Raw genomic sequence first — 16,437 nt, 5'->3', positions numbered from 1 at the left:
GCCCCGGGCCGTGCCCTCCCGCGCACCCGGTCCGTGTTCTCCCGCCCCCCCGGTCCGTGGCCACGCACGCGTGGCCACCGTTCCGCGCGCGGAAACATCTGTGAAGAAACGTTCCTTCAGATGGCTTCGGGTCTGTCCCTCAGGTGCGGGCCGGGCTCCCCGACGACGCCGTGACGAGACGGTTGCGGGCTCGTCCCATCAACTCCTCGCGCTCGTCCTCGGTGAGGCCGCCCCATACGCCGTAGGGCTCCCGCACGGCCAGTGCGTGGGCCGCGCACTCCGCGCGGACCGGGCACCGCATGCAGACCTCTTTCGCCGAGTTCTCGCGCGCACTCCGCGCCGCGCCACGCTCCCCCTCGGGGTGGAAGAAGAGCGAACTGTCGACCCCCCGGCAGGCCGCGAGCAGCTGCCAGTCCCACAGGTCGGCGTTGGGTCCGGGAAGGCGGGAGAAATCTGCCATGGCGCATGTCCCCTTGGTTCCGGTACTGAGCGGGTGAGTGGGCTGATACAGCCACGACCGTACAACTACTGTCTAAGTAGATGTAAATATGACTCATTGCGAATCTAGCCACAGACACCGACAAAGTGAAGGAAAAGCCGCTAAATGGGGCATAGCTCTGGGTGAAGGTGCGGTGACCGGCGCCGCTCTCCTCCGTACGCGCTCCCTCACGTAGAGTGCCGAAGGGGGAGGTCGAGCCCGTAACTCTTTCGAGTGACCGTCGTTGAGAGTGCGGAGGCGGTTGAGAGAACAAGCGCTCGGGCAGGTGTCCGGGGGCGTCAACCGCACAGGTGACGATTCGTAACCAGCCTGGAGGCTCAAGGTGACGCGCATCAGCTGCGGAGGACGGCCATGACATCCGTCCTCGTCTGCGACGACTCCCCGCTTGCCCGAGAAGCGCTCCGCCGCGCCGTCGCGACGGTGCCCGGCGTCGAGCGCGTGACGACCGCGGCCAACGGCGAGGAAGTCCTCCGCCGCTGGGGCGCGGACCGCTCGGACCTGATTCTGATGGACGTACGCATGCCCGGACTGGGCGGCGTGGAGACCGTGCGCCGGCTGCTCTCGGCGGACCCCGGCGCCCGCATCATCATGCTCACCGTCGCCGAGGACCTGGACGGCGTGGCGCTCGCCGTCGCCGCCGGTGCCCGTGGCTACCTGCACAAGGACGCCTCGCGCGCCGAGCTGCGGGCCACGGTCACCCAGGCCCTCGCCGACCCGACCTGGCGGCTCGCCCCGCGCCGGCTGCGCTCGGCCGAGATGGGCGCCGCCCCCACCCTCACCGCACGCGAGATCCAGGTGCTGGAGGGCATGAGCCACGGCCGTTCCAACGCGGAGATCGGCCGTGAGCTGTTCCTCTCCGAGGACACGGTCAAGACGCACGCCAGGAGGCTCTTCAAGAAGCTGGGCGCTTCGGACCGGGCGCACGCCGTCGCGCTCGGATTCCGCTGGGGCCTGGTGCGCTAGGAGCATGACCGTACCGATCCCGTCCGCCGGCCGGCGGACGGGGCGGTGGAGGCCCGATATCCGTTTCCCCGCGGATGCCGCATCCTTGAAGGGTGGAGTTCCTCGGGGACGAGTCGATCGAGCGGGAGGGGAGGGCGCAGGAGATGACGTCCGGCGCACCTGCTCATAACGCTTCGGTGCACAAGAGTGGACGCGGTGCCGCGGACGAGCGACCGCCAAGGCACCATGGACCGATGCGCGACAACGAGGCGGACCGGGCCCATGGGGCCATCGGCGCACTCGTCCACCGTGCGGTCGACGGCGACGAGCAGGCCACGCACGACCTCCTGGCCCATGTCCACCCGCTCGCCCTGCGCTACTGCCGCACCCGGCTGAACCGCCTGCCCGGCGACGCGCGCCACTTCGTCGAGGACCTCGCCCAGGAGGTCTGCGTCGCCGTGCTGATGGCCCTGCCGCGCTACCGGGACACCGGCCGCCCGTTCGAGGCGTTCGTCTTCGCCATCGCCGGCCACAAGGTCGCCGACCTCCAGCGGGCCGCGATGCGCCACCCCGGCTCCACCGCCGTGCCCTCGGACGAGATGCCCGAGCGGCCCGACGACTCGCTGGGCCCCGAGGAGCGGGCCCTGCTCAGCGACGACGCCGAGTGGGCCAAGCGCCTCCTCGCCAACCTCCCGGAGAACCAGCGCGAGCTGCTGGTGCTGCGGGTGGCCGTGGGCCTCACGGCCGAGGAGACCGGCCAGATGCTGGGCATGTCGCCGGGCGCGGTCCGGGTCGCCCAGCATCGCGCGCTCAGCCGGCTGCGGGCGCTCGCCGAGCAGTGAGCCCGGCCGGTCCCGGCCGGCGCGGGACGGTGTGGGCCGTCCGTGTGAACGTCCAAAACTTCCGGGTGATCTTGCTCGTGGAATGAGACACGCCCGCAGGCCGTTAGCATGGACATCCGCACCGATCAAGGCCATATGGGGAAGGTGTCATGACTGCAAACGTCGACGGAGTGCCCGAGAAGTTCGCGACACTCGGGCTGACCTACGACGACGTGCTGCTGCTGCCGGGGGCCTCCGAGGTGCTCCCCAACGCGGTCGACACCTCGTCCCGCATCTCGCGCAACGTACGGGTGAACATCCCGCTGCTCTCGGCGGCGATGGACAAGGTCACCGAGTCCCGCATGGCGATCGCGATGGCCCGCCTCGGCGGTGTCGGCGTGCTGCACCGGAACCTCTCCGTCGAGGACCAGGTCAACCAGGTCGACCTGGTCAAGCGCTCCGAGTCCGGCATGGTCACCGACCCCATCACCGTCCACCCGGACGCGACGCTCGCCGAGGCCGACGCCCTCTGCGCCAAGTTCCGCATCAGCGGCGTCCCCGTGACCGACCCCGCGGGCAAGCTCCTCGGCATCGTGACCAACCGCGACATGGCCTTCGAGAGCGACCGCACCCGCCAGGTCCGCGAGGTCATGACGCCGATGCCGCTGGTCACCGGCAAGGTCGGCATCTCCGGCGTGGACGCCATGGAGCTGCTGCGCCGCCACAAGATCGAGAAGCTGCCGCTGGTCGACGACGCCGGCATCCTCAAGGGCCTCATCACCGTCAAGGACTTCGTCAAGGCGGAGAAGTACCCCAACGCCGCCAAGGACAAGGAGGGCCGCCTCCTCGTCGGCGCCGCCGTCGGCGCCAGCCCCGAGGCCCTGGAGCGGGCCCAGGCGCTGGCCGGCGCGGGAGTGGACTTCCTGGTCGTCGACACCTCGCACGGCCACAGCAGCAACGCCCTCGGCTGGATGGCGAAGATCAAGTCCAGCGTGGACGTCGACGTGATCGGCGGCAACGTCGCCACCCGTGACGGCGCCCAGGCCCTGATCGACGCCGGTGTCGACGGCATCAAGGTCGGCGTCGGCCCCGGCTCCATCTGCACCACCCGCGTCGTCGCCGGCATCGGCGTCCCGCAGGTCACCGCCATCTACGAAGCCTCGCTCGCGGCCAGGCCCGCCGGCATCCCGCTGATCGGCGACGGCGGGCTGCAGTACTCGGGCGACATCGGCAAGGCGCTGGCCGCCGGCGCCGACACCGTGATGCTCGGCAGCCTCCTCGCGGGCTGCGAGGAGTCGCCCGGCGAGCTGCTCTTCATCAACGGCAAGCAGTTCAAGTCGTACCGCGGCATGGGCTCGCTCGGCGCCATGCAGTCGCGCGGCCAGGGCCGGTCGTACTCGAAGGACCGCTACTTCCAGGCCGAGGTCGCCTCCGACGACAAGCTCGTGCCCGAGGGCATCGAGGGCCAGGTGCCCTACCGCGGCCCGCTGGCCAACGTCCTGCACCAGCTCGTCGGCGGCCTGCGCCAGACCATGGGCTACGTGGGCGCGGCCACCGTCGCGGACATGGAGGCCAAGGGCCGGTTCGTCCGGATCACCTCCGCGGGCCTCAAGGAGAGCCACCCGCACGACATCCAGATGACCGTCGAGGCGCCCAACTACAGCCGCAAGTAGCCGCGAGCAGCCGGCAGCAGGGCCGGCGGCACGGCAGGAAGCGGCCCACGCGCGCGTGGAGGGGCGGTCCCGTATTCGGACGGGACCGCCCCTCCCGCGTGTGTCGGGGATACTGGTAGGCGCAGACGTAGAGGGAAAGGCCACACATCGTGACTGAGATCGAGATCGGGCGCGGCAAGCGCGGCCGCAGGGCGTACGCGTTCGACGACATCGCCGTCGTACCGAGCCGGCGCACCCGGGACCCGAAGGAGGTCTCGATCGCCTGGCAGATCGACGCCTACCGGTTCGAGCTGCCGTTCCTGGCCGCTCCGATGGACTCGGTGGTCTCCCCGGCGACCGCCATCCGCATCGGGCAGCTCGGCGGCCTCGGCGTGCTGAACCTCGAAGGTCTGTGGACGCGGTACGAGGACCCGCAGCCGCTGCTGGACGAGATCGCCGAGCTGGACGAGGCGAACGCCACCCGCCGTCTGCAGGAGATCTACGCCGCCCCGATCCAGGAGGAGCTGATCGGGCAGCGCATCAAGGAGGTGCGCGACTCGGGCGTGGTCACCGCCGCCGCGCTCTCCCCGCAGCGCACCGCCCAGTTCTCCAAGGCCGTGGTCGACGCCGGGGTGGACATCTTCGTCATCCGCGGCACCACCGTCTCCGCCGAGCACGTCTCGGGCGCGGCCGAGCCGCTGAACCTGAAGCAGTTCATCTACGAGCTGGACGTCCCGGTCATCGTCGGCGGCTGCGCCACCTACACGGCCGCCCTGCACCTGATGCGTACGGGCGCGGCCGGTGTCCTGGTCGGCTTCGGCGGCGGCGCCGCGCACACCACCCGTAACGTCCTGGGCATCCAGGTGCCGATGGCGACCGCCGTGGCGGACGTCGCCGCCGCCCGCCGGGACTACATGGACGAGTCCGGCGGCCGGTACGTGCACGTGATCGCGGACGGCGGCGTGGGCTGGTCCGGCGACCTGCCCAAGGCCATCGCCTGCGGCGCCGACTCGGTGATGGTGGGCTCGCCGCTCGCGCGGGCGACCGACGCGCCGGGCAAGGGCCACCACTGGGGCATGGAGGCCGTCCACGAGGACGTGCCGCGCGGCAAGCTGGTCGACCTCGGCATGGTCGGGACGACCGAGGAGATCCTGACCGGCCCGTCGCAGTCGCCGGACGGGTCGATGAACTTCTTCGGCGCGCTGCGCCGGGCGATGGCCACCACGGGCTACAGCGAGCTCAAGGAGTTCCAGCGCGTCGAGGTCACGGTCGCGGACGCCACGCACAAGCGCTGACGCGCCGCCGTCCACGAGAAGGGCCCGCACCGGTGACGGTGCGGGCCCTTCACGCGTGCGTGGCGGCGGGGCGTCAGCCGTTGGCCTTCTTGGCGCCACCGAAGGCGGCGACGGCGCCGATGGCGAGGAAGACGTAGGACATGCCGTCCGCGGTCTCCTTCCACAGGTCGGTCAGCGAGCCGAAGTCCTCCATGAGGATCTCGGGCGCGGACCCGCCGAGGGTGTTGCTGATGATGACCGCGACGGCGATGAGCTGGCCGAGGTAGACGGCGCCGACGGACAGGGCCGCGGCGACGAAGGGCAGGGCCGGGTTGCGGCCGCCGGCCTTGGCGGCGGCGAAGCCCACGAGGAAGCCGACGCCGATCGCCGCGTACCCGATCTCGCGCTCGATGGCGCCGCCGATCGCGCCGTACGCGACGGCGGCGACCAGGGCGGCCACGAGCGCCGCCACCAGGCCGAGCGCGACGTTGTTCCGCGCGGGGGCCGGCGCCGGGGCGGGCTGGTACGGGGCGGCCGGACCACCGGCCGGGCCACCGGCGAACGGGTTGCCGGGCGGCGGCTGAACGGGCTGGCTCATGCTGGGAAATCCCCCCTGAAAACGGTACAGACCCATGGCCACCTGGGCACATAAAGCCTGCGTAAGTGAGGCCCGGAGACTAACAGGCCGCACTGACGGGCGCGCAGCCGATATCCCGGCCGCCCGCTGCCAGGGGTTACAGGCGGTGCGCCGCGCCGGCCGGGGTGACCCCGCGGGTGTCCAGCAGGAGCTGGGCCTTCACCGACAGCCCCTGGAGGTCGTAGGTGCGGTGGTGCTGGAGCAGCACCGTCAGGTCGGCGGCGGCCGCCGCCTCGTACAGGGAGTCCGCCCGGGGGACCGGCCGGTCGCGTACGCGCCAGTCGGCGACGTACGGGTCGTGGTAGCTGACCGCCGCGCCGAGGTCCATCAGGCGGCGCCCGATCTCGGCGGCGGGGGAGCCCTCCCGGTCGGCCAGGTCCGGCTTGTAGGTGACGCCCAGCAGCAGGACGCGGGCGCCGCGCGCGGACTTGCCGTGCTCGTTGAGGAGGGTGGCGCAGCGCTGGATGACGTACTGCGGCATGCGCTCGTTGACCTGGCCCGCCAGCTCGACCAGGCGCAGCGGGCGGTGCGGGCCGATGGTGTCCACGGGGACGCCGTGCCCGCCGACCCCGGGGCCGGGGCGGAAGGCCTGGAAGCCGAACGGTTTGGTCTCGGCGCACCGGATGACGTCCCACAGGTCGACGCCGAGGTCGTGGCAGAGCACCGCCATCTCGTTGACCAGGGCGATGTTCACGTGGCGGAAGTTGGTTTCCAGCACCTTGACGGTCTCCGCCTCGCGGGTGCCCCGGGCCCGGACCACCTTGTCGGTGAGGCGGCCGTAGAAGGCGGCGGCGGCCTCGGTGCAGGCGGGGGTGAGCCCGCCGATGACCTTGGGGGCGTGGGCGAGGCCGTGGGCGCGGTTGCCGGGGTCGAGGCGGCTGGGCGAGTACGCGAGGTGGAAGTCGCGGCCGGCGGTGAGGCCGGAGCCCTCCTCCAGTAGTGGGCGCAGGACGTCCTCGGTGGTGCCGGGGTGGACGGGCGACTCCAGCAGGACCGTGGTGTGGGGGCGCAGCCGGGCGGCGAGCGCCCGGGCGGCCCCGGTGACGGCCGTCAGGTCCGGGCCGTGTCCGGCGCCCGGCGGGGTGGGCGCGCAGATCACGGCGGTACGGACCCGGCCCAGCTCACGGGGGTCGGTGGTCGGCCGGAAGCCCCCCGAGAGCATCCGGCGGATCTCCGAGGGGGTGAGCGAGCCGTCGACCGGGGGCCGGCCGGCCGCCAGCTCCGCCACGGGGCGCGGGTCGGTGTCGTAACCGATGGTGTCGATTCCGGCGGCGATGGCGGCGTGGGCGAGGGGCAGGCCGAGGTGGCCGAGTCCGATGACGGCGAGGTCTGCGGGCATGGAGGATGCCGTCCTTCCCAGTAGCCGGAGGGGACGAGACACGCAAGTCCTGTGGACAGAACGAGCGCAGCGCAATGTCAGACTAGGCGTAAATATGACCGTTATGCGGTATTGCGGGCGGCGGTTCCGCCGAGTGTTGTCCACAGGCGGTGGCTGAAGTCGGAGGCCCGGGACAGAATCGAGTCTGTGAGCCCGGCCACACGGGGTCGTGCGGGGATCACACCCCGGGTCCTCCGGGGTACCCCAGGAAGACCACACGGGACCCCGGGCGGGCACCCCCGCGGACACCCGCGGGGCCACACACGGGGGCGACGGGAGGCAGCGGTGAGGACAGCGACACTGGGACCCGCCGAGCGCGCGGAGGCGCTGGCGGCGATGGCCGAGCGGGAGCTGGACGTGCTGGTCGTGGGCGCCGGAGTGGTCGGCGCCGGGACGGCCCTCGACGCGGCGACACGCGGTCTCGCGACCGGTCTGGTCGAGGCACGCGACTGGGCCTCCGGCACCTCCAGCCGGTCGAGCAAGCTGATCCACGGCGGCCTGCGCTATCTGGAGATGCTGGACTTCGCGCTCGTCCGCGAGGCGCTCAAGGAGCGCGGACTGCTCCTGGAGCGGCTCGCCCCCCACCTGGTGAAACCGGTGCCGTTCCTCTACCCGCTCCAGCACAAGGGCTGGGAGCGCCTCTACGCCGGCTCCGGCGTCGCCCTGTACGACGCCATGTCCGTCTCCTCCGGCCACGGCCGGGGACTGCCCGTGCACCGCCACCTGTCCCGGCGGCACGCGCTGCGGGTGGCGCCCGCGCTGAAGAAGGACGCGCTGGTCGGCGCGTTGCAGTACTACGACGCCCAGATGGACGACGCGCGGTTCGTGGCGGCCCTGGTGCGCACCGCCGCGAGCTACGGCGCGCACGTCGCCAACCGGGCGCGGGTCGTCGGCTTCCTCCGCGAGGGGGAGCGGGTCGTCGGCGTCCGGGTGCGGGACGTCGAGGCGGGCGGCGAGTACGAGGTCCGCGCCAAGCAGGTCGTCAACGCCACCGGGGTGTGGACCGACGACACCCAGGCGCTGATCGGCGAGCGCGGGCAGTTCCACGTCCGGGCGTCCAAGGGCATCCACCTGGTGGTGCCCAAGGACCGCATCCACTCCAGCACCGGCCTGATCCTGCGCACCGAGAAGTCGGTCCTCTTCGTCATCCCGTGGGGCCGCCACTGGATCGTGGGCACCACCGACACCGACTGGGACCTCGACAAGGCCCACCCGGCGGCCTCCAGCGCCGACATCGACTACCTGCTGGAGCATGTGAACAGCGTGCTGGCCGTCCCGCTCACCCGCGACGACGTCCAGGGCGTCTACGCCGGCCTCCGGCCGCTGCTGGCCGGCGAGTCGGACGCCACGAGCAAGCTGTCCCGCGAGCACACCGTGGCCCACCCGGTGCCCGGCCTGGTCGTCGTGGCGGGCGGCAAGTACACCACCTACCGGGTGATGGCCAAGGACGCGGTGGACGAGGCGGTGCACGGCCTCGACCTGCGGGTGGCCGCCTGCGTCACCGAGGACGTGCCGCTGCTGGGCGCCGAGGGGTACCGCGCCCTGTGGAACGCCCGCGCCAGGATCGCCGCCCGGACGGGGCTTCACGTCGCCCGCGTCGAGCACCTGTTGAACCGGTACGGCTCCCTGGTGGAGGAGGTGCTGGAGCTGATCGTCGCCGACCCCGGGCTGGGCGAGCCGCTGGGCGGCGCCGAGGACTACCTGCGGGCCGAGGTCGTCTACGCCGCCTCCCACGAGGGCGCCCGGCACCTGGACGACGTCCTCACCCGGCGGACCCGCATCTCCATCGAGACCTTCGACCGGGGCACCCGCAGCGCCCGCGAGTGCGCCGAGCTGATGGCGCCGGTGCTCGGCTGGGACCGGGCGCACATCGAGAGGGAGGTGGAGCACTACGAGAAGCGGGTCGAGGCGGAGCGGGAGTCGCAGCGCCAGCCCGACGACCTGACGGCGGACGCGGCACGCCTCGGTGCACCGGACATCGTGCCGCTGTAGCCGGAGCGTACGGGCCCCGGGGCCCCGGGCGGCCGGGACAGTCGGACGGCCGGACGGCCGGGTCTCCGGGGTGCCCGGGCGGACGGTGCTCCGAGGCGCTGGGCGGCTGGATAGTTCGGACGGCCGGGTCTCCGGGGTGCCCAGGCGGACGGTGCTCCGAGGCGCTGGGCGGCCTAGGGGGACAGGCGGTTCGTGCGGCAGAACTCGGCTTCCAGGAGGGCCGGTTCGAGGGTGCGGAGCGTGCCGAGGGGGACGGCGTTGGTGTTGACCCGGAAGGTGACGGTTCGCCGGCCGTCGGAGGTGGTGGCGGTGCGGACGTAGCTGCCGGTGATGTGCCCGTTGTGGCCCCAGACCGTGGTGCCGCAGGACAGCCGGCGCGGATAGACGCCCATGGCGTAGCGGCCGTTCGCCGGGCGGGTGTCGAGGAGTTGGCGGAGCTGCGGCGGAGGGAGGAGGCGCCCCGAGAGGAGGGCGGCGTAGAAGCGGTTGAGGTCGTCCATGGTGCTGATCAGCTCGCCCGCCGCCCAGGCGGTGCGTGGGTCGAGCGCCGTGACGTCCCGCCCGGCGGCGTCGTACGCCCGGCCGTGCGGCGGGGGCAGGGTGGTGCGGGCGCCCGGGAAGGAGGTGCCGGTGAGCCGCAGGCGGTCGATGACGCGCCGGCCGGCCTCCACGGCGTACGGGCGGCCGGTGACCCGTTCGATGACGAGGCCGAGGAGGACGTAGTTGGTGTTGGCGTATCGGTAGTGCCCCGGCGGCCCGTACGCGCGGGTGGCCAGGGCGCGGCGGACGGCCTCCCGTGCGGTGGGGGCGGACGCCGTGTGGAGGCTGCTGCCGGTGGTGTAGTCGGGCAGGCCGCTGGTGTGGGTCAGCAGGGCGCGGAGGGTGACGGTGCGTCCGGCGCGGGGCGGCACCGTGCCGGGCAGATGGCGGCCGACCGGGTCGTCGAGGTGCAGCCGGCCCTCGGCGGCCAGTTGCAGGACGACGGTCGCCACGAACGTCTTGGTGACGCTGCCCGCGCGGAACCGGTCGGCCCGCCGGATGCCGGAACCGGCCGCCTGGAACTGCGACGCCGAGGGCGACACGGAGAGCATCGCGGCGGCGGGGGCATGGCCTTCGGAGACGAGGCGCGGTAGAACGGCGGAGGGAGGGGTGGGGGAGGGTTCCCCCGACAGCGGGCCGGCGCCCAGCCCGAGCAGGGCGGTGACCAGCACGAAGGCGAGCCTGGCGCGGGGCAGTGGCATCGTGGGTACCTCCTTCCGGTGCCATCCTGGCCGACGGAGGACCCGGGAGATTCACCAGTCCCGGAGTGAGAGACAATGGACGCTCTTCCAGGGCGGGTTACCGCATCGCGCGGAAGCGGCAGGCGCGGGCGAGGATCAGGGATCGCAGAGGGGACGCATGTCGGGAGCGGAGCAGTCGCGGAACGCGGCTCGGACACCTCAGCGGGACGCGGCACGGCCGGGCGCCGGAGCGGCCGGACCGGACACGGAGCCGGAGGGCCGAGCGACTGAGGACGCCCCCGCCACGCGGGAGCCCGGGCAGGCCAAGGACGCGACCATGAAACTGGGCGCCGGACGGCCCCGGGCGGCCGGTGACGGCGCACCCTCGGACGGGGGCGCGGACGGCGCCGACGGTACGGGCGGTGCGGACGGTTCACGGGACGCCGGGAGCAAGGGCGCCGCGACGGGCGGTGCCGTGCCCTCACCGCGTACGGAGAAGAGTGACGGGGCGTCGGGCGCGGTACCGGCCGCGCGGTCCGGCTCCACCGCGGACGCCAAGGACCCGAAGGGGCCCAAGGAGGCCGGGGCGAGCGCGGCGAACGCCCAGGGCACCGGGTCGGCCGGCTCCGCCGAGGCCGCCGGTGCGAAGGACCCGGAGGTGCGGAAGGCGACCCCGGGCTCGGAGGCGCCCAAGGAGCCGGAGCAGCCCAAGAACGTCCGGGACGCCCGGGACGCGCAGGGCGCGAAGAGTGCGCAGGACTCGAAGGACGTACAGGCCGCGAAGGGCGCCAAGGAGCCGAAGGGGGCCGGGAAGCCCGCGGCCCCCGCGGCCCCGGCGCCGGACGCCAAGCCGGTCTCGGACACCAAGCCCGCGGCAGCGGCCCCGGCGGCCTCGGCCGGTGGGCGTGCCGGGGGCCGGACGGGTGCGGCGTCCGCGGCGCGGCCGACCGGCGAAGGACGGCTCCTCGCCGGGCGCTACCGGCTCGGCGGCGTCCTGGGCCGCGGCGGCATGGGCACCGTCTGGCGGGCCGTCGACGAGACGCTCGGGCGCACCGTCGCCGTCAAGGAACTCCGCTTCCCCAGCAGCATCGACGAGGACGAGAAGCGCCGCCTCATCACGCGTACGCTCCGCGAGGCCAAGGCGATCGCCCGGATCCGCAACAACGGCGCCGTGACGGTGTACGACGTCGTGGACGAGGACGACCGCCCCTGGATCGTGATGGAGCTGGTCGAGGGCAAGTCCCTCGCCGACGCCATCCGCGAGGACGGCGTCCTCACGCCCCGGCGCGCCGCGGAGGTGGGCCTCGCGATCCTCGACGTCCTGCGCTCCGCGCACCGCGAGGGCATCCTGCACCGGGACGTGAAGCCGTCCAACGTCCTGATCGCGGACGACGGCCGGGTCGTCCTCACCGACTTCGGCATCGCCCAGGTCGAGGGCGACCCGTCCATCACCTCGACCGGCATGCTCGTCGGCGCCCCGTCGTACATCTCGCCGGAGCGGGCCAGGGGGCACAAGCCCGGCCCGGCGGCGGACATGTGGTCCCTCGGCGGCCTGCTCTACGCGTGCGTGGAGGGCTGCCCGCCGTACGACAAGGGTTCCGCCATCGCGACGCTGACGGCCGTGATGACCGAGCAGCTCGACCCGCCGAAGAACGCGGGCCCGCTGGAGGAGGTCATCTACGGGCTCCTCCACAAGGACCCGGCCAAGCGCCTCGACGACGCCGGCGCCCGCGTCCTGCTCAATGACGTGATCCACGCGCCGGAGGCGGTGACCGCGGCGGCGCCCGAGCCGTCGCCGGAGACCACCCGGCTCGTACCCCTGCTCCCGCTGCCGGAGGAGGAGGCGCGCACCAAGCCGAAGGCGGAGACCGACGCGTCGGCGGAGCGGATGCGCGGCGCGCTGCGTTCCGTGCGCAACGCGGCGGCGTTCGCCAAGGCGGAGCCGGCGGGCGGGCCGCAGACCTCCGAGCGTTCCGCGCCGGTGCCGCCGGCGCGCGCGCCGCTCACGGACGTGGTGTCGCGGCGCACGCTGGTGATCGTCGCGGTCGTGGTCGCGCTGGCCGTGCTCGCCACCGTGCTGGCCATCGCCCTCGGGGGCGACGAGAAGGGCAACGGGAGCCAGGGCATGCCATCCACCGACCGGACCGCGTCGGCCGGTTCCGGGACCGGGACGGGCACGGGCGGCAACGAGCAGAAGCCGGACGGAGAGCCCGGCACGGAGGAGAGCGCCGGCAAGCCCGGTGGCGGAACACCGGGCACGGGAACCGGCGCGGGTACCGGGGACGGCGAGGGCGGTACGAAGCCGTCCGGCGACCCGGGTGGCGCGGGCAGCGGCTCGGCGGCGGTGCCGGCCGGGTACGTGACGGTCACCGACGACCGGTTCCACTTCTCGATGGCCATGCCGCAGGGCTTCCGGCGGACCGCCATAGCGGGCCAGAACTCGGGCGGCATATACAGCGAGAGCGGCGGCTTCCCGCGCGTCCAGGTCGACTTCACCGGCAGCCCCGGCGAGGACGCGGCAGCCGCCTGGGCCGCCGCCGTGGCCGGTCTGAAGGCCACTGTCAGTGGCTACAAGCATCATGGAATCGACAAGGTCGACTACAAGGGTTATCCGACGGTCGCCGACTGGCAGTTCGAGCGCGAGCAGAGCGGTGAGCGGGTCCGGGTGCTCAACCGCGGCTTCAAGGTCGACGCCCGGCGCGGCTACTCGATCATGATCACCTGCAAGGCCGCCGAGTGGGACGGGAAGGAGTGCACCACCCTGCGGAACACGGCGTTCGCGACGTTCAGCCCCAAGAACTGACCAAGGCCACGTATCGTGAGAGCTCGTGAACCGTACGCAGCCGGAAACGGCGGGTAACTGCACGCAGGACGACCGGATTTGATGGTTTCGTACGGTTTCTGAGGCCGGGGGACAGCGCGCTCGTGGGGAGGCGGCGTCGTGGACGACTATGCGGGAAGGGTGCTCGCCGACCGCTACCGCCTGCCGTTGCCGCCCTCCGACGAGTACGAACTTGTCGAAACGCGGGCCTTCGACACCTACAGCGGACAGGAAGTCCTGATCCGTCAGCTTCCGTTGCCGGAGGTCGTCGAGGCGGAGGTCCTGGACGCGGACGGCCCCGGGTACGGGAGTGAGGACGGCGCCGGGTACGGGGCGGGGCACGGAGCCGGCGGCTCGTACGGGTCCGGCGGCGCCTGGGGCGTGCCGCGCGGCGCGTCCGGCGGCCGGGCGGTCCGGCGTTCCGGCGACCCGGCCGTGCGGCGGGCCATCGAGGCGGCGCAGGCGGCGGCGCAGATCCCCGACCACCCCCGGCTCGACCAGGTCTTCGACGTGTTCGCCGAGGCCGGGTCGCTGTGGATAGTGAGTGAACTGGTCGCGGCCAGGCCCCTCGCCGCGCTGCTCGCGGAGGCCCCGCTGAGCCCGTACCGGGCGGCGGAGATCGGTTCGGACGTCCTCACCGCGCTGCGCGCGCTGCACGCGCACGGCTGGGTCCACCGGAACATCACGGCACGCACGGTGCTCGTCTGCGACGACGGCCGCGTCATGCTGACGGGGCTGGCGGCGGGAGCGGCGGAAGAGGCACTGTGCGGGTACGCCCCGGTGCCGGACCCCGACGCGGATCCCGACGCGGAGCCGGACTTCGGCCCGGGACCCGTTCCGCACGCGGACGCCGATCCCGGCCCGGACTCCGGCTTCGGTCCGGACGGCGGTGCGTACCCGGGTTCGGACGGCGGTGCGTACCCCGGTTCGGACGGCGGTTGGGACGGCGGTCGGGACGGCGGTCCGGACGGTGGTCCGTACGGCGGTCGGGACGGCGGTCCGTACGCCGGTCCGGACGGCGGCCGGGGCCTCCCGGAGGCCCCGGGCGCCCGCTTCGTCCCGGGCGTTTCCCGGCCGTCCTCGGGCCCGAGCCCCCTGCCCGCGCTCGCGCCCGGGTACGAACCCGCCGTGCCCGCGCTGCCGGAGACCCCCGTGCTCCCCGGCCCCGCCGCACCCGGAGACCGCGCTGCCCGGGCCGGCGCCATCGCCGCGTACCACGCCGGGGCACGCGCGGCCGCCCGCGCGGAGGAGGCGGGCGCGGCCCTGTCCCTGCCGCCGCCGCCCACCGGCCGCGCGGCTCCCGCGGGCGGGTCGCCCGGTGACTACGAGCCGCAGTGGTGGTCGGGCGCCGACCTCGACGACGATGACGCCCACGACGACTACGACGACCCGCACGACCCGCACGACCCGCACGAGCCGCACGAGCCGCACCACGGGCGCGGTGCCCAGGAAGCGACGCCCGGCGAGAACGGCACGGGCGGTCAGGACGGAACGCCCCGCGAGGGCGGCGAGGGCGGCTCGGCAGGTGGCGCCCCGCGCCGGGCGCTCCTGGCCGGGACCTGGAACGACGGGCCGGGCCACCGGGGCGAGCCGGGCCGCGGCGCGGTGCCCGCGGGCGGCGGCGTGTCCCCGTACCGGGCATCCCCGTACGGCAGTTCCCCCTACGGCAGCCGGGACGCCCTGCGGGCGGACGCCCGGCGCGGGACGCACCCCGGAGCCGCCTCCCCGGCGGCCCTCACGCCCGGAGCCGGAGGTCCCGGCGCCGGAGGCACCGGCGGCCAGGCGCAGGGCCGGTGGGACGAGGCGGCCGGGCCCCGCGCCGGCGGCGAGACCTACCGGGGGCCCGCCACGCCCCTCGCCGCCGAGCGGGCGCGCCAGACCAGGATCGCCCTCGTCGGCGCCGTGACCGAGCGCTGGGCGCCGGAGCAGGCCGGACCGGTCCACGACACCTGGCAGCTGGCCCCGCCCATCGGCCCGGCCACCGACCTGTGGGCGCTCGGCGCGCTGCTCTACCGCGCCGTCCAGGGCCACGCCCCCTACCCCGAGGACAACGCCGCCGAGCTGGTCCAGATGGTGTGCGCCGAGCCGCCCGCCTTCGCCGAGGAGTGCGGCCCGCTGCGCCCGGTCGTCGAGTCGCTGCTGCGTCAGGACCCGACCGAGCGCCCCGACTTCGAGGAGCTGCGCGGCTGGCTGCGCTCGCTCGTCCGGTCGGCGCCGGAGCCCGACGCGGGCACGGCGGTGGTGCCGATGCCGTCCCCCGACGCCACCCGCCTGCCCATCGTGCGCCGTAGGGGCGAGCTGGTGCGCCGGCGCCGCCCCGGCGCGGCCGGCGCCGCCCACGGCCGCCACCGCCACCACAAGAAGGCCCGGCCCGCCAGGAGCCCCGCCCGCACCACCCGGCCGCCCGGCCCGGACCCGGAGGCGGCCCGCGCCGCCCGCCCGGGCCGCGCCCCCCGGGCCCTCGGACGCATCCTGCTGCTCGGCATCCTGCTCGCGCTCGCCGCCGCGATCGCGTACGCCGTGATGTTCATGCCCAAGGCCGGCGAGCCGCGGGACAGCGGCGCCCCGGCCCCGCAGACGTCGCAGCAGCCCCAGGACCCGCAGGAGCCCCAGCAGCCGCAGCAGTCCCCGCCGTCGGAGGCTCCGGGGTCGCAGCCCACGCCCAGCGGACCCGCGCCCTCCACCAACACCGTCCCGCCCGGCTCCCCGGACACCGCCCCCGGCTATGCCGTGCGGGACGACCCGGAGGGCTTCCGGATCGCCGTCGACAAGAGCTGGCAGCGCAGCCCGATCAACGACGTGGGCCAGGTCCGCTACACCGGCGGCGACTTCACCCTGATCGTGGTCCCGGGCCGGGACACCGTCCGCGCCGGGGGCAGCGACCCCCTGGAGTACCAGCGCACCAAGGAGCGGGAGCTCCAGCCCTGGCGCGACAGCAGCTGGGCCACCGCCTCCGGGCTGCGCCGGATGGAGGTGGGCCGGCAGGTCATGGCGGAGGGCCAGTTCACCTGGTCCGACGTCAACGGCCGGGAGGTGTACGTGCGGAACCTGGCCCTCGTCGTCGGCGACCGGTACCACGTCGTCCAGGTCATCGGACCGGAGAGTGAGCGTGACAAGGTATCCGAGATCTACCAGCAGGCCGTCGGCGCATACCGCTCCACCCGCTGACGGGCCGCCAGTTACCGTGCGTCACACGGTTCA

Annotated in this window: 11 protein-coding genes; 7 read left to right on the top strand and 4 right to left on the bottom strand. The window is 73.9% G+C overall.

Annotation, left to right across the window (positions count from 1 at the left end; all coding sequences use genetic code 11):
• Positions 1-139: 139 nt before the first annotated feature.
• Positions 140-460 carry a WhiB family transcriptional regulator gene (locus ACF08D_RS14675; protein ID WP_392222967.1) on the bottom strand — a complete coding sequence of 107 codons (321 nt, stop codon included), beginning with the start codon at positions 458-460 and terminating at the stop codon, positions 140-142.
• A gap of 390 nt (positions 461-850) precedes the next feature.
• On the opposite strand from ACF08D_RS14675, the gene ACF08D_RS14670 reads away from it, so the two are divergent.
• The 4 genes from ACF08D_RS14670 to ACF08D_RS14655 all read left to right on the top strand — a co-directional run bounded on the left by ACF08D_RS14670 (position 851) and on the right by ACF08D_RS14655 (position 5,209).
• Positions 851-1,462 carry a response regulator transcription factor gene (locus ACF08D_RS14670; protein WP_003948568.1) on the top strand — a complete coding sequence of 204 codons (612 nt, stop codon included), beginning with the start codon at positions 851-853 and terminating at the stop codon, positions 1,460-1,462.
• 233 nt (positions 1,463-1,695) lie between these two features.
• The gene (locus tag ACF08D_RS14665; RefSeq protein ID WP_392222966.1) at positions 1,696-2,283 is read left to right on the top strand and encodes a sigma-70 family RNA polymerase sigma factor; all 588 of its coding nucleotides are present in this window, start codon (positions 1,696-1,698) and stop codon (positions 2,281-2,283) included.
• A 149-nt stretch (positions 2,284-2,432) separates the two neighbouring features.
• Positions 2,433-3,935 (top strand): IMP dehydrogenase, encoded by a 1,503-nt coding sequence (gene guaB, locus ACF08D_RS14660; RefSeq protein WP_392222965.1) that lies wholly within the window; start codon positions 2,433-2,435, stop codon positions 3,933-3,935.
• Positions 3,936-4,084: 149 nt separating this feature from the next.
• Complete coding sequence (locus ACF08D_RS14655) at positions 4,085-5,209, top strand: GuaB3 family IMP dehydrogenase-related protein (RefSeq protein ID WP_392222964.1); 1,125 nt, start codon at positions 4,085-4,087, stop codon at positions 5,207-5,209.
• 73 nt (positions 5,210-5,282) lie between these two features.
• Here the strand turns inward: ACF08D_RS14655 and ACF08D_RS14650 are convergent, their stop codons facing one another.
• Positions 5,283-5,786, bottom strand: a complete 504-nt coding sequence (locus ACF08D_RS14650) for a hypothetical protein (protein WP_392222963.1) — start codon at positions 5,784-5,786, stop codon at positions 5,283-5,285.
• 136 nt (positions 5,787-5,922) lie between these two features.
• Complete coding sequence (locus tag ACF08D_RS14645; RefSeq protein ID WP_392222962.1) at positions 5,923-7,164, bottom strand: nucleotide sugar dehydrogenase; 1,242 nt, start codon at positions 7,162-7,164, stop codon at positions 5,923-5,925.
• A 324-nt stretch (positions 7,165-7,488) separates the two neighbouring features.
• Between ACF08D_RS14645 and ACF08D_RS14640 the strand changes: the two genes are divergently transcribed.
• Positions 7,489-9,195, top strand: coding sequence for a glycerol-3-phosphate dehydrogenase/oxidase (locus tag ACF08D_RS14640; RefSeq protein WP_392222961.1), 1,707 nt, complete (start codon positions 7,489-7,491; stop codon positions 9,193-9,195).
• A 173-nt stretch (positions 9,196-9,368) separates the two neighbouring features.
• Here ACF08D_RS14640 and ACF08D_RS14635 read toward each other — a convergent pair whose 3' ends face one another.
• A complete protein-coding gene (locus tag ACF08D_RS14635) occupies positions 9,369-10,436 on the bottom strand; it encodes a serine hydrolase domain-containing protein (RefSeq protein ID WP_392222960.1) in 1,068 nt (355 codons plus the stop codon).
• Between the two features lie 316 nt (positions 10,437-10,752).
• Between ACF08D_RS14635 and ACF08D_RS14630 the strand changes: the two genes are divergently transcribed.
• A complete protein-coding gene (locus ACF08D_RS14630) occupies positions 10,753-13,218 on the top strand; it encodes a protein kinase (RefSeq protein ID WP_392222959.1) in 2,466 nt (821 codons plus the stop codon).
• Between the two features lie 138 nt (positions 13,219-13,356).
• Positions 13,357-16,404, top strand: a complete 3,048-nt coding sequence (locus ACF08D_RS14625; RefSeq protein ID WP_392222958.1) for a protein kinase — start codon at positions 13,357-13,359, stop codon at positions 16,402-16,404.
• Positions 16,405-16,437: the final 33 nt, after the last annotated feature.

The sequence above is a fragment of the Streptomyces sp. NPDC015131 genome (assembly GCF_043079975.1).
Taxonomy (GTDB): domain Bacteria; phylum Actinomycetota; class Actinomycetes; order Streptomycetales; family Streptomycetaceae; genus Streptomyces.
This window is presented reverse-complemented; position numbering and strand designations above follow the sequence as displayed.